Origin of the sequence: Candidatus Methylobacter oryzae (assembly GCF_003994235.2) — a bacterium.
Classification (GTDB): domain Bacteria; phylum Pseudomonadota; class Gammaproteobacteria; order Methylococcales; family Methylomonadaceae; genus Methylobacter_A; species Methylobacter_A oryzae.
This window is the reverse complement of the sequence record NZ_RYFG02000111.1, coordinates 1-23227: the sequence shown is the minus strand read 5'-3', so window position 1 is coordinate 23227 and position 23227 is coordinate 1. Positions and strand designations below refer to the sequence as shown.

Here is a 23227-nt window from a genome sequence, read left to right as displayed (position 1 = left end):
GATTATTAGCTGTAAATGTTCAACGCCGGAGGCAGGCTCTGCCGGCACTCCAAAATACCGGAAAACTTTAGCGTGATAACTTATCAAGCTAGCCCCGTAAAAATCCGTGGCATCCGTCGCATCCGTATTCCATCTTTAAGATCATTGGCAACTACCATTATTGATGCCGCTTAATCAGATTAGGCTTCTATAAACAGGTAAACGCGTGCGAAGTTTAAGCCAATTGCCGCTTCCTGATCATCGAAAAAATGCAGACCACGATCAGGGCTCCGAAACTATCGGCCAACCAATCGTCAATGCCGGGCGAGCGCCCCGGAAGTACAGTTTGGTGCAGCTCATCGGCCGCGCCCAGCACAACTGTCAAAACAGCCGCATATTTGGGCTCTAGCATCCTGCTCATGACAATAGCGAAAGTGAACGTGCCGAAGTACAAAAAATGTACCAATTTATCAACCGGCGACACAAACAATCCGGCAGCTTCCGGCTGTGAGCCGCCTATAAACAGGGCCAGGACGAGAATCAGCGAAAATGCCAGGAAATTTAATCGATAAAAATGCTCTATTGTCATGGGTTGGCAATTGCCTCTCACAAAAATGGGTTTCGGCATAGGGTACGGTGATTATTATGAACAATAATGGCTGAGCCATCACATAATAATACAACTTACATCACGTAATTGATGTTACGCATGGCGATGATAAAAAGCGTTATCCACGAAAGGCACGAAAATACCAAGCAGGCCTTCCAGGTTTTCACTAGGGCCGCTCCCGGAGTCTTCAGCACTTCTGACCTCCATGGACGGAGGAAATGCCGAGGACTGCCGGGAGCAGTCTCGGCCGCCCTCCCTGGCAGTCGATCGCATCGGTTCCCGACCGATTGCGACACTTCTGACCGCCATGGATGGAGGCAATACCGGGGACTGCCGGGAGCAGTCTCGGCTGCCCTCCATGGCAGTCGGTCGCATCGGTTCCCGACCGATTGCGACACTTCCGCCATCCATGGCAGTCGTCTTACCTGGAAGGTCTAACTCGCGCAACGCTCAACGCAGCAACAGATTTCCGGCCTACATCGAGATGTGTAATAACGATGAGCACGCTGCACCGCGAGCTAAGCACATTCCAGCAATACGGCAAACAGAACTATGCATAACATCAGTTACGTAACTGTTTATTTTCAGAAACACTCTGGATAAGCCACGTAAAGCCGGTACCGGTTACCCATTTACAAGACAATCCTTAGGCCTCTGCTGATGATACAAAGCCTGGTATTTATGACGCAGCGCATTAATCCCGCCGAACTTTATCGCCATAGCCGGCTGCCAATAGCTGGAACAAAATATAAAACACCAGCGATGGGATAAATATCGCACTGGTCGAAACATAACGGTTACCCGGATAAGTAACCAGCAGACTCAATATGCCGGAACCGAACGTGAACAACGCAGTGATTAAAACAATGGTTGGAATATCGAGCGAAGACCCGGCAATCAAAGGCGGCATCCGGGGACTCAACAGCCGCAAACAATAAACCGCAACCAACCCGAATATTCCCACTATCAGCGGAATATTCTGCGTAATGGCCGTACCGGTTGCTGAACGGGCTGCACCGGCAATCCACATCGCGTAATCGGCCGGGGCGTTGCGCACGACGTCGATACAGAAGGACATTATCCGTTGATTGAACTGAACCCAGGTCTCGCGGTTTTCCTGGCGGGTCTGTTTGACAATTTTATGCTGTATTTCATCCGCGTTAGACGCAAGAATATCGAAATAACTGCGCGCGGTCCTGCGGAAACTGCGTTTGCCGGTTTCGTAATCGATCACCATAGGGCTGAGTTCGCCGGCCTGGGCCATCGCCTCGCGCTTATCCAGAATAGTTCGCGCAAGTTCTCTATGATCGGCCGCAAACCGTGGAATTAACTCCTCGCTGACGATCGAGCCGGCTATCGGACTCATCGTGACGCCGCCAAAAGACACGATGTTGAAGTCTTTCACCGTTTGATAGCGGATTGACGAAACAACCAGAAAAGGAACGGCGGATAATAACAAAATCACCATCGAAGTCCCGACATTCCATCTTCGTGTTTGAACAAAGCCCAAGAACAAAAAGAGAACCGGCATAAGCCCGATAAACGGCAGTAAACTGGGCCTTAAAATGTAAGAAAAACCCAAAGCCAACATGAATAGTGCGTAACGCGACAGGCTGCGTTTCCCGCTATCGTGAAATCCGATCATTTCTGCAATGGCAAATATTAACAGGATCACTGCGGGGAACTCGGGATGAATTTCATGACCGTAACGGAGGACGAGATTGGAGATAACCAGCGGCAACGTTAACGCCAGCGCGGCGAGCTCGGATGTCCCGAATTCGACGAGCCTGCGGTACAGGTAATAGATCGCGGAAAAGAAGGCTCCCAGCTCAATAGCGGGAAGAAGTGTGTAGTTATCGTTGAACGGCGCCAACAAAAATCCGAGCAACGGATTTCGCGGTTGTCCCCAAAGGCTGTCCCATGTCCAGGGGTGGAGATAGCCGTCGGTATCGGGAGTCCAGCTCGGCGTCAGCCCGCCGCTTCCGGCGAGCCAGAGAGAAACCAGAACCATTGCACTCAAAAGAATCCGTATTGGAGTGATATATTTCATAAAACTGTACCGGTAGAAGAATTTATAGGAATAACAATCAATTTTGGAGTTTGCCGTTCTTTATTCTTGGGTCCTGCTCTAACCGGCTGTCAATTTGCCGATCGATTCCGTTTCCGCCGGGTTGTACCGGCCGAAGCAAGCGCGAAAAAGTACCTGCAATACCGATAAATTCCCCTTCATGCCGCTGATCTTTGTCGGCACCTCCCCTTTCGGATATTGCCGGGTCGTCGGCAATTCAAGACAACGATAACCCAGCTTAGGCGCGCGATAAGAAAGGTAGGCAAGCAATTCGTAAGTCATGAATACATTGCGGAACAAGGCAATGTCCGGATCGAGCAACATCTTCCGGCTGTAAGCGCGAAAACCTTGCGTCGTATCGGTCCAGCTAAAGCCGGAAAACAGACTGAGCATCGGCGCATGTATAAAACGGATGGCCAGGTCTCTTGATTTAGGCGTGTTCTCCGCGATTCCTCCTGCGATAAAACGCGAAGCCTGCACAAAATCCACACCCCGCGTTAACGCTTCGATAAAATCCGGTATCGCGGCAGGATCGTCCTTGTCGTTACCGTCAATCGTGACTATGCCTTCATAGCCTTGGTCAAGCGCAAAAGCGTAGCCGCAGCGAAGCTGGGCGCTCAACTTGCCCGGCCCGGTCTTGACCAACAGCCCGCGCACGCCTTTTTGTTGCAGCGAAGCCAACGCCAGCGAGCCGTCGTTACTGCCGCCGTCGACGATAACGATGTCGGCGATGGCGTCGATTTTAAGAACCGCCATCCGGGACAGCAGGTTGTTGATTCTTTCGCCTTCGTTGATTACTGGAACGACCACGCACCAAGGCTGCTGCCGGCCGAGCCATAACGGCGCATCGAAACAGGGTACTTGCCAGGTGGACCGGACTTCCGGGGCAATATCAAAGTAATTCATCTGCTCTTTTCTCCGTGGTTAGGAAACTCGAAACGTAATCAGGCCCACGCCGGCAACCACCAGCAGAATGCCGGCAATGGTTGTCCAATGGAAAGATTCCCGAAAAACCAGCAAGGAACATAAGGCCACGGCAGCGACCGCGCCGGAAGTCAGCACCGGATGCGCGACATTCAGCGGCAAGCGCGCCAAGGCCGCCGCATAAAGCAGAAATGCGGTGCCGTAAAGCCCCAAACCCAACCAGAACGGCCAGTTGCAAATCACCGACCGGATTGAATCGTCTAAAGCAGGAAACTTGCGCGGCGGCAGCATGGCCATCTTGACCAGCACGCTGGCCGAGGCATTGGACGTAATGCCGAGAATCAGGATAAGCCACTTCATGCCGCGTCCTCGACGCCCTGCTTGCGATAGTGCCGAACCGCCGCCGCCAACGCGCGCTCTATCGAGACTTCATGCGGCTCATTGCGGGTTGCCCGCATTTCAATCGAAACCACACGATCGGGCAAATACCGCGTCAATGCTGCCATCACCTTACGGTGATCGGTTGCGCCATCGCCCAAAGGCAGCAAATCGGGCTCGCTGGCATGAATATGCCCGATAAGCGGCGCATGATCTCCCAGCACGATAGCAGGATCTTCGCCATTGATAGTCAGCGCGCCGGTATCAAACTGCATGCCGACGGCCGGATGGGCAATCCGGTTGACCACCATTGCCGTCTCAGCGCTGGTGGTCATGAAATTGGCGCCGTAACAGCTTGGGTTCGGTTCCAGGCAAATGACCACGTCATGTTGTTGCGCGATGTCGCCAAGACATCTGAAAAAATAGACCGCCTTATCTATCGTTTCCCCGTCGCTGAGCCCGGAACGGTCCCGGTTTTTCGGCGAACCGAACACCAGCCGCTTGGCGCCCAAGCCTCCGCCGATGCGGCACACGGCGTTGAGATGTTGCAGCATCGCCTGCTGAACTTCCTCAGGACCGAAAATATTTAAACCGCTGGTGCCGAATAATAACGCTTGCATGCCGGTGATACGGATGCCGCGTTCGGCCCACCAATTCCTGACGCGGGCAATATCCCTGTCCGTTGCGTCGGCCGGCTCGGGGAAATACTTGCCCGGCGCAACATCAATCGCGTCCACCGCAAAACGATGGAGCAGCGCCGCTATGGCTTCATCCTCAGCCACATCCCAGGCGATATTCGAAATAGCCAATCTCATGCCGCGACCTCTGCGCCGGCTGCGATTGTAGGCCGCTCGGATTGCGCATAAGCCCTGATTGCCTGGATTGTTGCAGCGGTGCTGTACTGATAATGCCCAGGCGCGCCGAACACATCGGCATGACAAGTTCGCACGTCGTAGCCGGCCGGATTATTTGTTAAAACGTGGGCGAACGCTTTGCCAAAACCCCGCATTGAAATATCCGCAACGCTGATAGGCTCGGCTGTCAGGTGCACCAGCTTCAAATCCTTACCGAGCGCGGCCTGAATGTCGTACCAAAGGTTGACCATCGGGTAGAACTGAAAAAAACCCCGGCTATCGATTGCGTGAAGATTGTTGTGATTCAGGAAATCGAAAACAACGTTCTTGCGCAGCCCAGGACCGACCAGGCCCGGAAGGCGAACAATCAGGTAGCCGGGAAAATGGCTTTCGACAAATTTTTCGAGCAGGCGGCGATGCAGGCCGTAGGCGTGCAAGCCGGATTCATCAATCGGCGTGGCTTCATCGACGCCTACCGGACTTTTGAAAACATCGACGGTACTGATCAGGATAAAAGTTTTGCAGTGGATCGTTTTCAAATGGGCAATCAAGTCCTCGATTTTTTTCCGGTCAGCCTCCGGCTCCCGGTTAGCCAGCCACTTTTGCGCCGGAGCGCCGGCGCAAACGACAGTATCGAAAGACCGGCCGTCAATATCGCCGATATTTGTTGAGCGAAACAGCGATTCAAAAGAGGTCTGTTTAAGCAGCGTACTGCCTACATATCCTGAAAATCCAATTAGCGCATTCATTTTTTATACCTTGTATCGTTAAAAACAGCCGTAAAAGTAACTATTCAACGTATTCCCAATAGAACACGGATGACACGGATTAAACGGATAAACACGGGGTTGCAGTCTTACGCTGGTTCCCAAGCTCCAGCTTGGGAACCAGCGCAAACGACACTGCCGGCAAGAAACCTGCCGCTGATATTTTTTCGTGTCTTTCGTGGACAATGCATAACATCAGTTACTTAAACTTAACTTCTCGTCATTTAACTTTTCCAACACATCGTAAATATTGTCGATTTTCCCGCCCAGGACCGAATAGTAACCCGGCAATTCGCGATGTTTTTCGAACAGGATTGGCCGCCCGTCGTCGCTCTCGTTCTTCATCAGAACGGTCTTGACTTCAAACAGCGAATCGACGTATTTCGCATCCAGCACGGCCGGCAGGTAACGGCTGGCATCCTTGACCATGCGATTGGCGCGCGTCGATTTATCGTACTGAATTAATTTTTGATACGGATCGATGCCCGGCATATCGTTCCAGTGCAAATGCGGGGTGTAACGGACATGGGAAAGCGTATGCAAGCCGCGCGCGGGAAACGGCATCATCGAAAAAAAAGGACCGTCCATCACCGTGATTCCCAAGTTATCGAGCGCGGGCGGCGCTTGCACCAGCGCCATTTCGGTTATTTCTTGCTTGAGACCGGTTGCGGTTCCGGGAAAATCCCCATTCAGCTGGTTGAGCCCGCTATAAGTACAATTGAATACGTAACGGCTGGAGAGCTGCTCCTCAATGCCCTGAGCGTGCTTTAAGGTAACGCTCAATGCGCCGCCGTGGCTGTTTGCAATCGCGGCGGCCTGGGTCTGAAACCGGATTTGTATCCCGCATTCCTCCAGCTCGCGTTCGGCCCAGCTTGCCAGTTTCGTGGTATCGAAAACATATTCCTCTACCAGAAACACATCCTCGATCAGGCGCGGTTCGAACAATGCCCTTAAGTCCTGCCCTGCCGGCTGAATCCTGGCGCCGATGTCCCGGCAGAAGCGCACGAACTGTTTGGCCGTCACTTTGGAATGACGGCGCGCAATCGCGTACAACTTACTGAAATCCTGCCTGACCGCATCGGGCCAGTCGCGGACGAAATTAGGCAAATTAATCCGGCTCCGATACGCTGTCGTGAAACTGCGCGGATAGTGATACCCGTTATGGACGCGCGCCTGATTGTTGTAAGAAGCGCGCATCAATAGCGCCCGCTCACGCTCGACAACAACAATGCGGTTGAAGCCGCGCTGCTTGGCAAGATAAACCGCAATTGCCGCACCGTAAAAGCCGCCGCCGATAACGATCGCATCTTGCTTGATACCCGTGGCCGGCATCAGGCAGCCCGTTTAGGATAAGCCATCGGCTTGGACGATGTATTCGCCAATACTTCCTCGATGTTGAGTTTTTCGCACCGCGTAATGCGGGAGCTGCTGAATTCTTGCCCGACATGATAGAGCGGTCCTTCATTTTGGATGGAAACCACGTTAAGGATGTATTCGGCTAACACCAGCAACACCAGTGAAATCAGGAAAAACATGCCGGATTGTTGCAGGGATAAACTGATCCAGCCGGGAGCGATATCGGTCTTGAATAACCCAACCGCAACGACATAGCAAGAATACAAAAGATTGGAGAACGCGCCAAACAGGGAAAGCCAGGTAACCAAACGCATCGGCGCGCGGGTAGTTGAAACCAGCAATCTTATGCCTTGCTCAATGCGGCCTTTCAATCTCTTGGTATACGAAACTTTGGGCACTGCGCTGTAGTTCAGATTGACCCGTGCAAATCCCCCTGTCGCCGGCAGATAGCGATAGGCGACGGCAGGATGGGGATGCTGAAGGATAAAGTTGACGACTCGTTTGCTCAAAATGCGGAACTGCGGGGCCTCTTTAGCCAGGTTGATGCCGTTCGAACTCTTGTAGAGTCCGTTAAAAACCGCATACGCAGCGCGATAGGCCAGACTCTGGGCGGGCGTTTTTTGATTATTGGCGAACACAACATCAGCGCCGCTGACCGCCTTGTCGAGCATTTCCGGCAAAAAGCCGATGTCGTCTAATGAAGGATTGATAACGGCAACAAAGTCGCCCAACGCGTTTTCCAAGCCAACCCATGACGCGGTATCGGTATCGACTTCCTTGGTCAGCGCGTACACCTGTAAATTGGCTTGGCCATTCTCTCCGGTCAGATGCTTGAGCACAGAAACGCTGTCGTCATCCGAAGCATTGTCAACGATGATAAGTTCATAATCGCTGACTATTGAGGAGATGTTGATTGCCGCGTCCGATAATATTGTTTCAATCTGGTCTGACTGGTTGCGTAAGACGAATACAACAGACAGGAAAACAGGAAAAACATTCATTTATAAACCTCCTGAATGCTAACGGTTAAATTAGCTCTCTATTAAAAATGATCATCGAATTTCCATGGCGCCCTATGAACCACCCGGTTGTAGAAGTCCATATTGGCAATTAGCGAGTAAACAATAAGCTTAAAACGTCACTCATGAAATGAATTCAACTTATTCCTGAGCAGTAAATTGCAAAAGCCCTCAACATGCCGGTACGGCACGCTAAAAACATCAATTACTTACGGTTATTTTTGCTTGCCGAGCTCATCATTACAATTAGTACAAACACTTAATGAAAGCTACGCATTGACCGGCAATATTGGATTGTGAAAATCTACAGTTTGTCTTTAAGGATTTAAGAATTTAACAGCCCAACCAACCAAGCAGGTTCGGCCGCTCGACTGTCAGGACGCCGTGAATACCAGCGATGCCGGCGGTCAACGTGCGTATTCGCTAAGACCGCTCCGGCTTGGGAACCAGCGCAATACTAGGCAGATCTTCCAGGTTTTTACTGGAGCCGCTCCCGGCGGCTCCAGCACTTCTGACCGGCATGGACGGAGACAATACCGAGAACTGCCGGGAACCGTCTCGGCCGCCCTCCTTGGCAGTCGATCGCGTCGGTTCCCGACCGATTGCGACACTTACGCCCTCCTTGGCAGTCGTAAAACTTGGAAGGTCTAACCGACAATATTCCGAACAAGCGGAATCTTTAATAAAAATTGGATAGACACGATCGGCGAGAAATCGACGGCTGCTATTTTTTCGTATCTTTCGTGGACACTGCGCAACGTCATGCCGCCACGTCAATAATCGGCCGTTCGATTCGGCGTCGAACGGCTACGTATTTTTACTTACGTAAATGTACGTAGATTTAAGTGAACATTAATATTTCACAGATAAACTTCACCTTGAGTTATATAGAAATATTTTCTCATGAATCAAATAAAAAATCGCCTCATCCATTATTTTGATTCTACTTATAATTCAATGTGATATAAAAAAGAGACAGTGAATGTCTCGCAAATTAACCGTTTTAAGTAATAGAGATAATTTTTATGAAAGATTCAACTAAACTGTTATTTTCGCCTTCCCTTTTAAACCACTCTTCCGCAGTTGCTCTGAACTTGCCTCAAGAATGCACAGCGGATATGGATAACTTAAATTTAGGTTTACAGCCGTTAAACATTCAAGACGATCAAGAGGAAGTCCGATCGGCACAGAAAGCTTTTTATAGAAAAAACTTCTTAACCTTCACGAGTACCGCAGAGCATCGCCGGACTCAGCAAGCCGCTAAGTCTTCCAAGCAAACGAATAGCAAGAAAAACATCGTCCCCAAACTCATTTTTATCGGTTGCATTCAAGGCTTATTCGGCCTGCAACAGGCTTACGCAACGACTTATTATGTTTCCACTTCGGGGTCTGACAACAATACCGGTACGGATCTGTCAACACCGGTAAGAACAATCAACAAAGCATTGAGCAAAGCCTGGAGCAGCGGCGATATTGTTTATGTGATGACGGGCACTTACTCGGAAGCTCTTTCCATTAACCAAAACAGCATTACGCTGAGCGCTTATCCGAATAACAACCCCGTTATTGACGGCGGAACCTCACTGCCTAACTCAGATTGGGGCGCTTTAATTGAAGTGAGCGGCAACTACAACAAGATTTCCGGCTTTGAAATAAAAAACAGCAATATCAACGGCGCACGTGCCGGCGGCCGCGGCATCCATCTATCCGGGCATCATAATACCGTCAGTAAAATGAATGTTCATCACAGCTGGGACGTCGGTATCCTCGCTGAAGGCGATTACAGTATTGTTGAGGATTCTAAAATTTGGCAGAGTGCAAGAAGCAACTCGTCCAGCCCGGGACAAGGAGGCTGGAGCACGGGACTCAGTGCTGCCCGAAACCGCACCTCTGCAGCGATAAAACCTGGCATCAACTCTTACTCCACTTTACGCCGCAATACGGTTTATAACAACTGGGGCGAAGGTTTGTCCTGCTACGAAGCCGATCATTGTACGTTGGAAGATAACGTTGTTTTCGACAACTGGACAAACAACCTGTATGTTTCCGATACCACTAACAGCTTAGTGCAACGCAACATGGTTTACATCTCGTCAAACCCTGCGATACCATCCAGAAATAACGTACATACAGGCATTACGCTGGCGGACGAGCTATCGAACATTCCTCGTTCCACCAACAATACAATTATCAACAACTTTGTCTACAATGCCGATTTTTCAGCCTTTTCTTGGACGCTTGTTGCCAACTCCGGGTTAAAAAACGTAACGATAGCAAACAATACTATCGTGGACGGCGGCTTGTTGACTGGCTCCGGCGGAAACGTAGTTAATTCAAGCTCGCAAATCAGGAATAACATTATTATAGGCAATCACAGCTCGATACCCAGCAATAGCGGCATTAGTTTTTCCAATAATAACTGGACTGTAACTCCGCCTTCGGCAGCAGCATCGTCGAGCAACGTTATTGCAGATCCGCAGATAGCCAGATCGGGCACAACGACATCGGGTACGATGACTCCGGCTTACTTCAAAATATCCGGCAGCTCGCCGGTCATCAACACGGCAATGGCGTTAAATAACGTATCTAACGATTTCTTCCAGGTTAGCCGGGGATCGTCGCCGGATATCGGTGGACATGAGTACCAAAGCTCCTCCACGCCGACTCCGGCTCCGACACCGACTCCAACTTCCGACACCACTGCGCCTTCGGCTCCCGCCAACCTCGGCGCGAGTGCTAGCTCAGCCACCCAGGTCAATCTCACCTGGAACGCATCCACCGATAATGTCGGAGTTAGCGGTTACAAAATTTATAGAAACGGCACGGAAATCGGCAACAAAGCGGCAACCGGCTATAGCGATACTTCTGCGGTTGCGGGAACATCCTACAGCTACACAGTCAAAGCTTACGATGCCGCCGGCAACCTCTCGGCTGCCAGCAACACCGCTACGGTTACGACTCCGGCCGCGTCTTCCTCACTGAACGTGTCGTCTTACTACGTCGATAATATAACGTCGTATAGCGCCACCGTTCACTGGACAACCAATGCGACCTCTACCGCGATGATTTATTACGGAACCAGCCCCAGCAATCTTAATTTAAGCGCCGGCAGCAACCAATACAACGGTACAAGCCGTTATTGGACTCTTTGGTACCTGAACCGTAACACGACTTATTATTACAAGATCGTTGCCACAAGTGGATCGGCTACCGCCTCATCCCCGGTCGCCAGCTTTAAAACCGCCAACTAAAGCTGAGTTGAGCGGCTCTTCCGCTCAAACGAAACTTATACCCTTGGTATAAAAATATTGCAGAACCTTCATATAGTCATCATGTCCTGAGAGTTGGACAGGAACTATAACGCCTCTATAGTCTTAGTCAGCATGAAGGCGGGCTGCAATTCTTCCCGGCTAAAATCGGACGGACCCGGTTTTAGCCGCCAATATAATCAAGCCATTCGAAAAAATTCCGCCGTTTTTCGTTAAGACAACCGACATAAAGCGCTAGTGTTTTTTCGGCTATATCCTGCCAGTTATAATTCCGGCTAACCCAGGCCCGGATATTCTCACGTGCCGCCACGCTCTGGTTTTCTCGCGTTAACAGCTTGATCCGGTCCGCCAGAACGTCGACATTGCCCAACGGAAAATAACGTTCCGAAGGCAATCCGACCTCCAGATTCGCCGGAATGTCGCTTGCCAGCACCGGCAATCCGTAGCTCAATGCCTCCAGCAACGCGATAGGCAAGCCCTCGTGCGATGAAGGCAGCACGAACAGCCCGGCATGTGCGTAGAGCTCCCGCAACGCCAAACCTTTCTGGAAACCTGTCATCACAACGCCCTGTTCAGCGGCTTTGTCGATCACTTCACGCTGATACGCATCAGGGTGATCCGCATTGCCGACAAGCACCAACTTCCAATTGGGCAAATTGGCCTGTTTAAATCCGGCGATCAGATCCAAATGGCGCTTTTCCGGCACCAACCGGCCAACCAGTAACACATAGCGTCCAGGCGTCAGTCCAAACATATCGAGCGCTCCGGTCGAATCGGGCAGCTCCGGCAGAGATACCCCGTTCGGAATCAGCATCGGCTCCACGCGATGTTTTTCACGGACCAGGTCACCGATAGCTTTTGAAACTACAACGCGTCCATTCGACCAACGCATTCCCCAGCGTTCGCCCAATTGGAAAATAAAACGGGCGAATCGCCCCCAATTTTGATGGTTATAATTCTGGCTATGATGCGTGACCACGACCCGCAAGCCGAACAGCCGGGCCGGCAAGGTCATAATGCCGGGACCGATGGCCTGAATATGCAAAATATCCGGGCGTTTAAACGCGGCGTACAGCGTTCCCAGGAAACTATGCACAATGGCTTCCAGCCCTTTTGTTTTGGGCGCCCACAGCGGCACGAACTTCACGCCTTTCCACTCCGGGCCGACTTCCGCAGGCTGGTAAAAGGGCCGTACCAGCACAGTCACTTCGCAACCCATCTCGACCAGCCGCGCGCATAAATACTCGGCGTGAGTCTCCACCCCGCCCTGGACGCCGGGAAAACCGCGTAAGCCCAACATCATCACACGAATAGGCCGGCTCATCTTTGCCCTGCCTCGGCGAAAACAGCCAACACTTCATTGGCCAGATTCGCCCAGTTGTAATCCGATTCGAGCAATGCCCGGCCATTTCTGCCCATTTCGGACGCCAGCCGGGGATCGGCTAACAGCGCCAGCACTTTATCGGTCATTGCCGGAAAATCGTTCGGTGCCGCCAGCAAACCGGTCCTGCCGTCGACGACCAGGCCCCGATAAAACAGTAAATCCCAAACCACGGCCGGCAATTGCATCGCCATCGCCTCCAGGCAGGTTCCCGGCAAGCCTTCGTAGTACGAAGCGGAGACATAAACGCGGCTGCGGTTGTAGTACTCGAGCATTCCCGAAAACGGCACCTTACCGGTCATCTGCACATTATGCCGATAAGGCGCCAAAGCGCTGCCGACCCATGACTCGTCATCGCCGTAACCGACGATAGCGATACGGATATCCGGCTTTGCGGCAATCAAGCGCCGGCATAGCTCTACCATCGGCCGGCTGCCCTTGCGTATCTCGATGCGCCCGCAAAACAGCACGTCGATGTCTTTTTCAACCGCTTGATCCGGTGTAAACAATCTCACGTCGGCGCCGTTCGGAATCACCGTCACCGGTCCTTTGAAACCATAGGCTACAACCTCCTGCCGGCCTTGTTCCGTCAGCGTGATGACTTTGCCGGTCGCGTTAAAAATCCGGTTTTCCATCCACGATTTGACAGCAATCGACACCCCGCTCCACTGGCTGACGAAATGCCGGGGCTTATAAAACCGCCCCGACATGCCCAAATAGGTGGTATGCGCGGTTAGCACGACAGGAATATGAGACGGCAGGAACAGGCCGGGAATCAACGGCGGAAAATGCAGGTTAACCCAGCGGATCTTGCCGTCGTTATAAAGGCTTATCAATTTGCCCCGCGCTTTTAAACTCCAGAAAAACAGGCTGAAGCGGCTGTGATCGTACGGGAAATGAATAATTTCAACGCCCGGATACCGCCGCTCAACGCGATGCTCGTCACTGGTGATCAGATAGACAGGCGGATGGTCTGTAGGCAAATTAGCAAGAAAAGAGTCCAAATATCGGGCAATGCCGTGGACGCCATAGAATTGGGGATTAACTATTGCAATCATTGTTGGGCTATCTCTTAATTATCGATTAACTGAATGGAGGACTCTTATTGGCCGATGTTATGTACTCTGGTTGCACGTCTCCCGTTTGCCGCGCCGAGCACAGGAGAGAAGCGGCAACCGGGCCGCCTTTTCTTTGGATACTTTCTTTTCGACTGCAAGGATGCAGGAGGTAGAGCAACGCAGGAGCAGTTGCCGAGGCGACGCAAAAGAAAGTATCTCGCCCTCGGGTGCGAGAACCCGATTCAAATAAACTGTCGCGCTAGCGACGCCGAACGGATAGAGATAAATCTATTCGAATAAAACCTTGAATTTATTCAACCCCGGCCGCGCTAAACTGCTGCCATTGCCATAAATCGGCGCACATTTTGTCTAAACCGCGAGTCGCCACGCAGCCAAGTTCCGCCTGAGCCAACGCCGTATCCGCATAACAGCTTGCAATATCGCCTGAACGTCTTTCCGCAATGCGATAAGGCACCTGCCGTCCCGTCACTCGTTCGAACGCGGCAATCATTTCCAGCACGCTATAACCTTGGCCGGTACCGAGATTGAAGACGTAAATCCCCGGCTCCCGATCAAGCCTTTCCAGCGCTTTTTTATGGCCGCTAGCCAAATCGGAAACATGAATGTAGTCTCGCACCCCAGTGCCGTCCGGCGTCGGCCAATCGTCGCCATAGACGGGCAGTACGCTCAACTTGCCGGCGGCCACCTGCGACAGATAAGGCATCAAGTTATTCGGGATGCCGTTAGGGTCTTCGCCGATCATGCCGCTTTCGTGCGCGCCGACCGGGTTGAAATAACGCAGCAGCGTGATGTGCCAGCGCGCATCCGATGCAAACAGATCGCGAAGAATTTCTTCGTTGAACAATTTCGACCTGCCGTAAGGATTCGTCACTTTCAGCGGAAAATCTTCGCTGATCGGCACGCTGACCGGATCGCCGTAAACCGTCGCTGACGAACTGAACACTAACTGAAACACGTTAAATTCAGCCATCACCTGACACAAGGCCAGCGTGCTGACAATATTATTGTCGTAATACTCCAGGGGCCGCCGGACGGACTCGCCTACCGACTTTAGACCGGCAAAATGAATCACCGCATCAATCTTGTGTGCTGAAAAAATACTGCGCAACGTCTCTTTATCGCGGACGTCCGCCTTCACCAGCGTAGGAGATTTACCGGTAATCGCCGCTATTCTATCGACGACGCTGGCCTTGCTATTGAGCAGGTTATCGACGATCACCACCTGATAGCCTGAGTTCAACAATTCGACGCAAGTATGACTGCCGATAAAACCCGCGCCTCCTGTCACCAGAATTTTCATGCTTTATCTCCTTTTTACGTCAAAATTTGCTTTTGACCTTAATGCATCCCAAAGCCGTATTCGGCAATCGGCTCAACCGGTAATAATGACCGGCATGAACCTGACTTTTACTGCCGCGGCTTCATTTTTCTGTTTGGTAAATATTGATTTGAAAGCACATCTTTAAGGTACACAGAGTAAGTTAAACGGGTAGTCATTGGTATATCGTCAAATACCTACGAATAAACACGGACTTACGCAGCAGCGTCCACGAAAGGCACGAAAGACACGAAAAAATAGCAGCCGTCGATTTCTCGCCGACCGTGTCTATCGAATTTTTATTAAAGATTCCGCCTGTTCGGAATATTGTCGGTTAGACCTTCCAGGTAAGACGACTGCCAAGGAGGGCGTAAGTGTCGCAATCGGTCGGGAACCGATGCGACCGACTGCCAAGGAGGGCGGCCGAGACGGCTCCCGGCAGTTCTCGGCATTGCCTCCAGCCATGGCAGTCGTCTTACCTGGAAGGTCTGCTATCCGCATGTTTTCCCGCCTAACGCCGGTAAGGAACAGCATCTCGCGAAATATTTGTGTATAACGGCGAGAGCTCCGGCTTGGGAACCAGCGAAAGGTCTACCTAGTATTTTCGTACTTTTCGCGTCTTTCGTGGACGACGCTTTTTTATCATCCGATCATCCGTATGCGTAACATCAACTCTTAACTTCGCAGTCCATTTATCTAGCTAATTTCCTACGCCTCATTAAGCTGAAGCGCTAAACGAGCTTCATAAATTACGTCCATAATCATCCTGGTAACGCACAATGTCGTCCTCGCTTAAATAAGCGCCGGACTGGACTTCAATCATTTCCAACGTCAGCTTGCCCGGATTTTCCAGGCGATGGATAGTGCCTAGCGGAATAAATGTCGATTGATTTTCGCTGACCAAAAAAACCTCATCCCCTCTTGTCACCCGCGCCGTACCGCGCACGACAACCCAATGCTCGGCGCGATGATGATGCAGTTGCAAAGACAGCGAGGCGCCGGGATTGACCATAATCCGCTTTACCTGAAAACGGTCGCCGTCGTCAATGCAGTCATACCAGCCCCAAGGACGATTGATCTTACGATGCGCGTCCGTTTCGGTGCGCCCGACGGCTTTAATTTGCGCGACAACGTCCTTGATTTTTTGAATATGCGTTTTGTCGGCAACCAGAATCGCATCCGGCGTTTCCACGACAACCAAGCCGTTCAGGCCGACGCAAGTCACCAGGCGCTTAGTGCTTAACATTAAAGTATCGCTGCTATCGACCGTTATCACGTCGCCGATTAACACATTGCCCTGCCGGTCTTTTTCGCCGATTTCCCAAAGCGCATCCCAACTGCCTACGTCCGACCAGTCGGCGGCAAGCGGCACAACCGCGACCTCACCGTTCTCGGCCGCCAGTTTTTCCATGACCGCATAATCGATCGACTCGGATGGACACGCCCTAAAATAACCGGAATCCGGGCGGATAAAGTCGTTGTCCTGCGTGCGTAAATTAAAGGCTTGCAACGCAGCGTCGGCGATATCCGCCCGGCATTGCCGGATCTTACTGAGCCACACCGACGTTTTGATCGCGAAAATCCCGCTGTTCCATAGAAATTCGCCGCTGGCAAGATAGTGCTCGGCAGTGCTCCGGTTCGGTTTTTCGACAAATTGCGCGACTTGAAAAGCGTGATCCGTCAAGCTCCGGCCGACGCGAATGTAGCCGTAGCCGGTTTCCGGGGCCGTCGGTTGAATACCGAACGTAACCAGCTTGCCGGTTTCGGCTAATTCAACGCCGAGGCGCACGGCCTCTAAAAAAGCCTGCTCGCCTTGAATAACATGGTCGGCAGGCATAACCACCATAATAGCCTCGGGATCGTCCAACTCGGCCGTTAAAGCGGCCAGCGTCAGCGCCGGCGCGGTATTGCGCCCGCAGGGTTCGAGTATCAGCGGGAAACCGCTGATGCCGATTTGCCGCATTTGTTCGGCCAGTAGAAAGCGATATTCCTCATTGCCGACCAGGATAGGCGCCAATACCGTTTTGTCTTCGATGAAAGCCATTTCCGTATACCCAGAGGGCATAAGTTTCGTTTGAGCGGACAAGCTGCTCAATTCAACTTTAAGCCGCAAAGCCGTGGCTTGCAACATCGAATGCTCTCCGACCAAGGTCAGCAATTGTTTCGGATATTGTTCACGCGACAGCGGCCAAAGGCGAGTGCCGGAACCTCCGGAGAGAATAACCGGGACAATTTTCATATATGTTCTCCTAGATATAGTATTAGGCCGTCGTGGCATAGCCCAGACTTATTCCATCTCCATACTTAACTGACATTATGCATAGAATGTACTTTCTCCCGTTTGCCGCGCCGAGCACCGGAGCTTTCGATGGAAATAGCCCGCAGGGGCCCTGCATGGATGCAGGGCGTTGACAGAGGGCCAGGGATGGCCCTTCTGGCAACCTCCATCGAAAGCGAGGAGCGCAGGAAGCAAGCGGCAATCGGGCCGCCTTTTCTTTGGATACTTTCTTTTGGCGGAGCAAAAGAAAGTATCTCGCCCTCGGGGGCGAGACCCCGATTCAAATAACGTCGCGTTAGCGACACTTTACGCTTAGATCGAACGGAAAATTTCAGCGATCCATACGAAAACCAACCCCTACAAATCGAATTTTTCAGCTGTCGGCGACCGCCACGGCTCCTCGGACTGCCGGTATCCGCGCCGTGCTATGGCTTTGGAATACACCACCGACGTAGCGCGGCCGATTGCCTTCCAACCGAGCTCGCCATGCCCTCCTGCCGTCCGCACGTTCTCGGTCAACATGCCATAGCGCACAGGGTCTGAAAGCAAGGATTCGATTGCATCGGCCAGCGCGACCGTATCGCGAGGCGGCACCAGCAAACCGGTATAGCCGTCCAGCACCATTTCCGGGATGGACCCGACCCGCGTCGCCACGACCGGCCGGCCAAAGCCGATGGCCATCGCCGCGACGCCGCTTTGCGTGGCGTCGACATAAGGCATGACGACCAATTGAGCTTGCGTAAATAAAGTCTTAACTTTAGCCCGCGATACGAATTCTTCATGCAGCTCAAAACAGTCATTCGCTTCGATTGCCGCCCGGTTCGGCGCCAAATCGCCCCCCCGCCCTGCAATCACGCCTTTGACGCGAATCCCCTTGGCCCGCAAATGCAGGACCGCATCGACAAAATACCGTAAACCTTTGTAAGCATTGATGCGGCCGAAGAACAGCAGGCTTCCGTCATCCGGCTCGTCCAATTGCGGTGTTTGCACTAGCCCTATCGGCCCATGCTGAATGCTCGTCACCCGTCCCGAAAGCCAGGGCGCTACCGCAACCAGCTGTTCGCACAACAGGCTGCCGTGCGTAATCGCATCGTCGCAGAGTTTACGCAAAATCCATTGATAGAGTCTGTGACGGCTGAATCGATGCCGTTGTAAATCCTCGCCCGAATGCGGTTTCGGGTCGTGCACAGTCAGAATAAAAGGAAAAAACCGACTCAGGTAAATTTGCGCGGCAACGGCATAATCGCGCGTGGCTTCTTGTTGATGAACGACATCGGGCTTGAAACGTTTGACTTCGCCGATCAAACGGACTGTATTCTGTAACCAGCGTATCGGCGACTTGCCGTGAGGCAACGTGACAATGGTCAGCTGCGGAATCGAACGGTAGTGTTCTAATTCATCTTCAAGCTCGGAAACCGCATTTTGTTCGCCCAGCAGCAATTGAACTTCGTGGTCGTGAGCCAGCGCTTCCGCAAGCCGGCAGGCGTACTCGGCAAAGTGCATTGATATGAGGGTAATACGCATAGTAGATCACTCCGTTGTCATTAGAATTTAAAAAATGCAGCGGCCAAGGCATTCCAATAAGAATACGAATGCTCCGCCGCTTAAAACACTTCACCAACCACAGTCTGTTTTCGCTGAAGACGCCAGCTTTCCCAACGTCTTACCAAGGCCGGAGAAACGGCCACGCACATGATTAAACTGACCCACCATCGCCTTGAAACCACTCCACGCCACGAGCTTAATAGTTGAATAAAAGCGGCGTAACGTTGCCCCTCCATCAACCGGTAACGCGCCAAACTGATTTTGGCCTCTGAAACCAACCTAAGCGCGGCACTTCTATGATGGGCCGGATAGCGTTGATCGAGTGCGCGTTGTTCAAGACGTCTATGGCTAGGCGGAAAAGGAAACAGGCTATAGATCGCGCAAAGACTACCCTCCACTTCGGTTCTATAACCTACGAGCGGCGCAGGACAATAGGCAATATCGGAAATCTCGGCCAACCTAAACCATACGTCCTGGTCTTCCGCCCATTGTTCGCCTATCGGGAAATAAGAATCCAGCCGCGATAAGCCTGTACGTCTAATAGCAACAGAACTGGTATAGAAGAAAGTTGCCAATCGCCAACGATAGAAAAAGTCACTAACTAATTCGTCCCTATCGGTATCGCCTGGGTCCCAGCACAGGTCTGCCGGCTGCGGGTTGCTGATGCTTTTAAAGCGGCTCGCGAAAAATACGATGCCGGGATGTCGCGACGCCATGGAAACCATCGTTTCAAGGTACATCGGCAAGTACCAATCGTCGGCGTCCAGAAAGCAGATAAGCTCCCCTTTTGCCAGTTCGATACCCCGGTTTCTGGCAGACGAAACACCGTTGTTGGCTTGCTGAATCATTTTAATCCGATGATCGGAAATGGTTTTTACCCGTGCAACGCTATCATCGGTTGAGCCGTCATCGACGACAATGATTTCGAAATTCCGGTAACTTTGTCTAAGTACCGATTCAATCGCCGTCGTAATAAAGTTTTCCTTGTTATATAAAGGGATAATGATTGAGCAGAGCATTAGTTAAAACCTCTCGAAGAGCTAAATTTTTGATAAGTCATTAATGCGTTATTAGCTTTTTTGATGCTATCGAGTTTGAACTGGCCGCCTATAACCGTTAGCAACAATAAATGGGCAAATTCAACAAAGTCCCACTGCCCTGTTATCGCTATCGAAACTTCACTGATCGATCGTAAAAAAAGCAGGAAAAAGATGGCGAGCGTTAATCCCTGGCTCGATTTTGCGGTTTTCAACGTGAACCAGAGCAATGCCGCCACATAAACGATCAATCCTGCCATGCCCACAACACCGGAGCTGGCAAGCGTTTGGTAAAACTGGCTATGCGCGGTAACAGCCATCGGCATGCCGATTTTGGCCCGGTGGGCTTCATCCCAGATAGTCAGGCCATAACCGAAAACAGGACTGCGGCGCCATTCATCGAGCGCAATTTCCCATATCTGCGTACGCCCTGTCATGGTCATAAGGCTCGAACCGGTGCTTGACGCAAAAAAGGAGTCGATTTTGCCGCCTATATTGCCGAACATAACCACAGCCAGCAGCGTCCCGGTTATTGTCATGACCGTAAAAATGAAAAGAATCGATAGAACGGGGTTTTTATAGTCGAAAAGCCGCCGTTTTAAATAATCGCCGTGTTTAAAACAACCCATGCAAAACATACACAATAAAAAGCCTATCCAGCTGGTTTTCGATTGGGTTAACAACAGGCTCGAACACCCGGCTATCCAGGCGGACCGATTAATAAACCGGTTGCCGAAAGGGTGATTCCACAGACATAGAAGAAACAGAGTCGTAATTAAACCCATAGAGTTCGGATGAGAAGCCAGTCCGGAATAACGGTAAGTAAAACCAGGGACAATTCCTTCAACATATTTATTGTCCATCACTAGACCAAGATTCCAGGGAATAACCGCTACGCTGATCAACAGAAAAACAAACAAGATATTACGCAGAGTGCAAATAGAAATTTCCTCTTCCCCTCTATTAAGCAATAGCGAAGCGGTACCGACCAAGACTAAATACACGTAGTAATGTTCAAGCGACGGGTGGGCGCTGAAAGCTGCCGTGGTAACGACATTAGTGAAAAAGAAAAACCAGAGGGTAACAATTAGCAAAACCGGCGCGTCGGGTTTATTGCGGTAGTGCATTAACTGCCTGACGATGCGCTGACAGGCTGCAAATAGAACCAGTACGGTGACAACACGGCCGCACATCACATAGTAGGGTGAAGGCGGTAACTCGACATTGAGGTTGGCGTTTACTTGGCCCGGATCGATAACGGCGGATAAATTTCTTCCGCAGGTCAATCCCAAGACGATATTGCCGAAAGTTAAAAAATAAAAGATGTACGGCAAGAGTCCATGCTTGCCGCGAATGACGTAAACCAGTTTAAGCCCATAAAATATCAGGGCAACGGCTGCCGCAAAGCATACCAGCAACGCTACCGGCAATAGCAGGAACTCAATCATTTTCGACCAAGCCTTGCAGTTTGCCTGAACCGGAGCCGGGCCCGGCATTATCGGCCAATGCGTGGAACAGCCTCGGGCTAAAGCGGTTCAACATTCCCAACACCTCATTACCCAGCAAGCGCGGCAAAATGAACATGATTGCCAATAAACTAATGCCCCCTATAAAAACGCCTCCGAGCAACGGCAACAAATAAGCGGTCGCCTCCGCGATGTTAATGTCCAGGTTAATGCCGGAAACAAGAGGCGCAAGCCGGTCAAAATGAGTTTCCGCATAAACACTCGCCGCAACGCCTAGCTTAATGCCGCCCAGCGTGCCGGCCGCGACGAGGCCCGTCACGGCAACGCCGCGGATAAAAAGCGGCAGTAAAGCGAACGCGGAAATATTCAAGCGGCGGCAGGCGGCGGTTGTAATCACGAGCGCGCGAACAAAAAGGCAAGCGCCGGCTATCAATGCAACGGCCACAATGCCTCTGTCGGCGAAGCGATAGAGCGCGTAGCCGGTCATGGCCAGGACCGGCAATTGCAATAAACTCTCGAAATGTTTACGTCCGGTATTCCACAAGATAGGGGTGGACATGGCCCAGGTAATATAAGCCGGCATCGATAGCGCCAGAATAGACAACACCAGCGCCGTAGGCTGCCACGCCGAACCGTATAAAAAGCCGATCAAATCCGGGGCAATGATCGCGAACAGGATAAACAGCGGCGCAATCAATATCCATACCGTCGCAATAACCGGAAGATAAGCGCGGCGCAGGCGCTCCGGCTCGGATTGCAGACGGGCGCCGGCGGTCAGGAACGCCGGCTGGAACGCGCCGATAAGCAAGTTGTTCGGCGTGGTCGCAAGGTTATAGCCTACCGTGTAAAGCCCTACCGCATGGGAATCGAGAAAACGGCCCAGGAAAATACGGTCTATATTATTCAGGGCCCAATTACAGATATTGGTTATAAACACCGTTATGCCAACTCCCGACATCACTTTGGCCCGGTTGTACCAAAACAAGGGCTTTAAACTGTGCGGGTGGCGGACGAAGGTCATGACCAGCATCACAAAAGACTGCGTAAGCCAGGCTGCGACCAGAGCCCAAACGCCGGCACCGTGATAGGCGAGCGGTATGCCTACGCCAAGATAGCCAATGCTGTAGCTGATAATTTGAATGATATTGAGCCAGCGAAAATCGAGATCGCGCCGGAGTAAATTGCCGGCAGGCGCGGTAATCGCAGTCAGCACGCAGGCCAAACTTAACCAGCGGACGATAGGTTCAACGCGAGGTTCGTTAAAATAACCGGCGACAACGGGAGAGAGATAATAAAGACCGGCCGCTATGAGCGCTCCGGTAATCAGCTGCCATGTAAACACAAAGCGGACATCCTCTTCGATCAAGTCCTGAATCTGGATTAATCCCCAAGCAAAGCCGAAATTGGAAAAAAAATTGCTGAATGTCAGCACGATAGTGCCCATAGCGAACAAACCGTAATTCTCCGGCCCCAAAATCCGGGCCAACACGATTTGCGCTCCCAAAGACAAACCGTACTGGGCGATGCTTCCGAGCGCGCTCCACTTCACGGCGCTTACGCTTTGTTTATTAATATCGGCAGGAACAGCTTTCATACTAAAGATTAAGATGATTACTGACGCGAGCTATTAGATTTAATATCTGTCCTGCTTAGCCGTGAACAGTTCCAACTGAACGCCCCGGTTATTTGGTCTATCGTGTAAGTTATCGTTATTAGCAACATGTCAGTCTCTATTGATGATGGGGCAATGCCGGATAGGTGTTTGTGGTCCTGTTTGCATGCGTCTTTTCGGATGTACTTTTCCCGGTTGCTGACTCGCGCCCTCCCGGCGCTCGCACTTCGTGCGCCGTTGGCGTCCCAATCCGCTCCCGGCGGATTGGTCTTTGGTTACTTTCTTTT

The 23227-nt window shown here is 51.6% G+C and carries 18 protein-coding genes; 1 reads left to right on the top strand and 17 read right to left on the bottom strand.

The window, feature by feature from the left end; genetic code table 11:
• Positions 1 to 214: 214 nt before the first annotated feature.
• The 9 genes from EKO24_RS16295 to EKO24_RS16255 all read right to left on the bottom strand — a co-directional run bounded on the left by EKO24_RS16295 (position 215) and on the right by EKO24_RS16255 (position 7937).
• Positions 215 to 568, bottom strand: coding sequence for a VanZ family protein (locus tag EKO24_RS16295; RefSeq protein WP_161990616.1), 354 nt, complete (start codon positions 566 to 568; stop codon positions 215 to 217).
• Between the two features lie 114 nt (positions 569 to 682).
• Positions 683 to 1000, bottom strand: a complete 318-nt coding sequence (locus tag EKO24_RS22595) for a hypothetical protein (protein WP_206667299.1) — start codon at positions 998 to 1000, stop codon at positions 683 to 685.
• 283 nt (positions 1001 to 1283) lie between these two features.
• Positions 1284 to 2639: a hypothetical protein gene (locus tag EKO24_RS16285; protein ID WP_127027864.1), complete on the bottom strand. Its 1356-nt coding sequence runs from the start codon at positions 2637 to 2639 to the stop codon at positions 1284 to 1286.
• A gap of 78 nt (positions 2640 to 2717) precedes the next feature.
• Entirely contained in the window at positions 2718 to 3563 is an 846-nt protein-coding gene (locus EKO24_RS16280) for a glycosyltransferase family 2 protein (protein WP_127027865.1), read from the bottom strand.
• An 18-nt stretch (positions 3564 to 3581) separates the two neighbouring features.
• A complete protein-coding gene (locus EKO24_RS16275) occupies positions 3582 to 3941 on the bottom strand; it encodes an EamA family transporter (protein ID WP_127027866.1) in 360 nt (119 codons plus the stop codon).
• Positions 3938 to 4774 carry a sugar phosphate isomerase/epimerase family protein gene (locus EKO24_RS16270; RefSeq protein ID WP_127027867.1) on the bottom strand — a complete coding sequence of 279 codons (837 nt, stop codon included), beginning with the start codon at positions 4772 to 4774 and terminating at the stop codon, positions 3938 to 3940. The genes EKO24_RS16275 and EKO24_RS16270 overlap by 4 nt, the downstream gene beginning before the upstream one ends.
• Positions 4771 to 5562, bottom strand: coding sequence for an NAD-dependent epimerase/dehydratase family protein (locus EKO24_RS16265; protein ID WP_127027868.1), 792 nt, complete (start codon positions 5560 to 5562; stop codon positions 4771 to 4773). The genes EKO24_RS16270 and EKO24_RS16265 overlap by 4 nt, the downstream gene beginning before the upstream one ends.
• Positions 5563 to 5775: 213 nt before the next feature.
• Positions 5776 to 6912, bottom strand: a complete 1137-nt coding sequence (locus tag EKO24_RS16260; RefSeq protein ID WP_127027869.1) for an NAD(P)/FAD-dependent oxidoreductase — start codon at positions 6910 to 6912, stop codon at positions 5776 to 5778.
• A complete protein-coding gene (locus EKO24_RS16255) occupies positions 6912 to 7937 on the bottom strand; it encodes a glycosyltransferase (RefSeq protein WP_127027870.1) in 1026 nt (341 codons plus the stop codon). Before EKO24_RS16255 ends, EKO24_RS16260 begins: the two co-directional genes overlap by 1 nt.
• A 1136-nt stretch (positions 7938 to 9073) precedes the next feature.
• On the opposite strand from EKO24_RS16255, the gene EKO24_RS16250 reads away from it, so the two are divergent.
• Positions 9074 to 11206, top strand: coding sequence for a fibronectin type III domain-containing protein (locus EKO24_RS16250; protein WP_161990615.1), 2133 nt, complete (start codon positions 9074 to 9076; stop codon positions 11204 to 11206).
• 181 nt (positions 11207 to 11387) lie between these two features.
• On the opposite strand, the gene EKO24_RS16245 is transcribed toward EKO24_RS16250, so the two are convergent.
• The 8 genes from EKO24_RS16245 to EKO24_RS16200 all read right to left on the bottom strand — a co-directional run bounded on the left by EKO24_RS16245 (position 11388) and on the right by EKO24_RS16200 (position 22922).
• The gene (locus EKO24_RS16245) at positions 11388 to 12548 is read right to left on the bottom strand and encodes a glycosyltransferase family 4 protein (RefSeq protein WP_206667298.1); all 1161 of its coding nucleotides are present in this window, start codon (positions 12546 to 12548) and stop codon (positions 11388 to 11390) included.
• Positions 12545 to 13663 (bottom strand): glycosyltransferase family 4 protein, encoded by a 1119-nt coding sequence (locus EKO24_RS16240; RefSeq protein WP_127027872.1) that lies wholly within the window; start codon positions 13661 to 13663, stop codon positions 12545 to 12547. The genes EKO24_RS16245 and EKO24_RS16240 overlap by 4 nt, the downstream gene beginning before the upstream one ends.
• A 310-nt stretch (positions 13664 to 13973) precedes the next feature.
• Positions 13974 to 14984, bottom strand: a complete 1011-nt coding sequence (gene galE / locus EKO24_RS16230; RefSeq protein ID WP_127027874.1) for a UDP-glucose 4-epimerase GalE — start codon at positions 14982 to 14984, stop codon at positions 13974 to 13976.
• Between the two features lie 760 nt (positions 14985 to 15744).
• Complete coding sequence (locus EKO24_RS16225) at positions 15745 to 17241, bottom strand: mannose-1-phosphate guanylyltransferase/mannose-6-phosphate isomerase (RefSeq protein ID WP_127027875.1); 1497 nt, start codon at positions 17239 to 17241, stop codon at positions 15745 to 15747.
• A gap of 396 nt (positions 17242 to 17637) precedes the next feature.
• Positions 17638 to 18804 carry a glycosyltransferase family 4 protein gene (locus tag EKO24_RS16215; RefSeq protein ID WP_127027876.1) on the bottom strand — a complete coding sequence of 389 codons (1167 nt, stop codon included), beginning with the start codon at positions 18802 to 18804 and terminating at the stop codon, positions 17638 to 17640.
• An 80-nt stretch (positions 18805 to 18884) separates the two neighbouring features.
• Positions 18885 to 19844, bottom strand: a complete 960-nt coding sequence (locus EKO24_RS16210) for a glycosyltransferase family 2 protein (protein ID WP_127027877.1) — start codon at positions 19842 to 19844, stop codon at positions 18885 to 18887.
• Positions 19844 to 21310 (bottom strand): O-antigen ligase family protein, encoded by a 1467-nt coding sequence (locus EKO24_RS16205; protein WP_161990614.1) that lies wholly within the window; start codon positions 21308 to 21310, stop codon positions 19844 to 19846. The genes EKO24_RS16210 and EKO24_RS16205 overlap by 1 nt, the downstream gene beginning before the upstream one ends.
• Entirely contained in the window at positions 21303 to 22922 is a 1620-nt protein-coding gene (locus tag EKO24_RS16200) for a lipopolysaccharide biosynthesis protein (protein WP_127027879.1), read from the bottom strand. The genes EKO24_RS16205 and EKO24_RS16200 overlap by 8 nt, the downstream gene beginning before the upstream one ends.
• Between the last annotated feature and the right edge of the window lie 305 nt (positions 22923 to 23227).

Excerpts from the sequence above, each read along its gene's own strand:
- EKO24_RS16295 (WP_161990616.1), bottom strand. The coding sequence starts at position 568 with ATGACAATAGAGCATTTTTATCGATTAAATTTCCTGGCATTTTCGCTG.
- EKO24_RS22595 (WP_206667299.1), bottom strand. The coding sequence starts at position 1,000 with ATGGATGGCGGAAGTGTCGCAATCGGTCGGGAACCGATGCGACCGACT.
- EKO24_RS16285 (WP_127027864.1), bottom strand. The coding sequence starts at position 2,639 with ATGAAATATATCACTCCAATACGGATTCTTTTGAGTGCAATGGTTCTG.
- EKO24_RS16280 (WP_127027865.1), bottom strand. The coding sequence starts at position 3,563 with ATGAATTACTTTGATATTGCCCCGGAAGTCCGGTCCACCTGGCAAGTA.
- EKO24_RS16275 (WP_127027866.1), bottom strand. The coding sequence starts at position 3,941 with ATGAAGTGGCTTATCCTGATTCTCGGCATTACGTCCAATGCCTCGGCC.
- EKO24_RS16270 (WP_127027867.1), bottom strand. The coding sequence starts at position 4,774 with ATGAGATTGGCTATTTCGAATATCGCCTGGGATGTGGCTGAGGATGAA.
- EKO24_RS16265 (WP_127027868.1), bottom strand. The coding sequence starts at position 5,562 with ATGAATGCGCTAATTGGATTTTCAGGATATGTAGGCAGTACGCTGCTT.
- EKO24_RS16260 (WP_127027869.1), bottom strand. The coding sequence starts at position 6,912 with ATGCCGGCCACGGGTATCAAGCAAGATGCGATCGTTATCGGCGGCGGC.
- EKO24_RS16255 (WP_127027870.1), bottom strand. The coding sequence starts at position 7,937 with ATGAATGTTTTTCCTGTTTTCCTGTCTGTTGTATTCGTCTTACGCAAC.
- EKO24_RS16250 (WP_161990615.1), top strand. The coding sequence starts at position 9,074 with ATGGATAACTTAAATTTAGGTTTACAGCCGTTAAACATTCAAGACGAT.
- EKO24_RS16245 (WP_206667298.1), bottom strand. The coding sequence starts at position 12,548 with ATGAGCCGGCCTATTCGTGTGATGATGTTGGGCTTACGCGGTTTTCCC.
- EKO24_RS16240 (WP_127027872.1), bottom strand. The coding sequence starts at position 13,663 with ATGATTGCAATAGTTAATCCCCAATTCTATGGCGTCCACGGCATTGCC.
- galE (WP_127027874.1), bottom strand. The coding sequence starts at position 14,984 with ATGAAAATTCTGGTGACAGGAGGCGCGGGTTTTATCGGCAGTCATACT.
- EKO24_RS16225 (WP_127027875.1), bottom strand. The coding sequence starts at position 17,241 with ATGAAAATTGTCCCGGTTATTCTCTCCGGAGGTTCCGGCACTCGCCTT.
- EKO24_RS16215 (WP_127027876.1), bottom strand. The coding sequence starts at position 18,804 with ATGCGTATTACCCTCATATCAATGCACTTTGCCGAGTACGCCTGCCGG.
- EKO24_RS16210 (WP_127027877.1), bottom strand. The coding sequence starts at position 19,844 with ATGCTCTGCTCAATCATTATCCCTTTATATAACAAGGAAAACTTTATT.
- EKO24_RS16205 (WP_161990614.1), bottom strand. The coding sequence starts at position 21,310 with ATGATTGAGTTCCTGCTATTGCCGGTAGCGTTGCTGGTATGCTTTGCG.
- EKO24_RS16200 (WP_127027879.1), bottom strand. The coding sequence starts at position 22,922 with ATGAAAGCTGTTCCTGCCGATATTAATAAACAAAGCGTAAGCGCCGTG.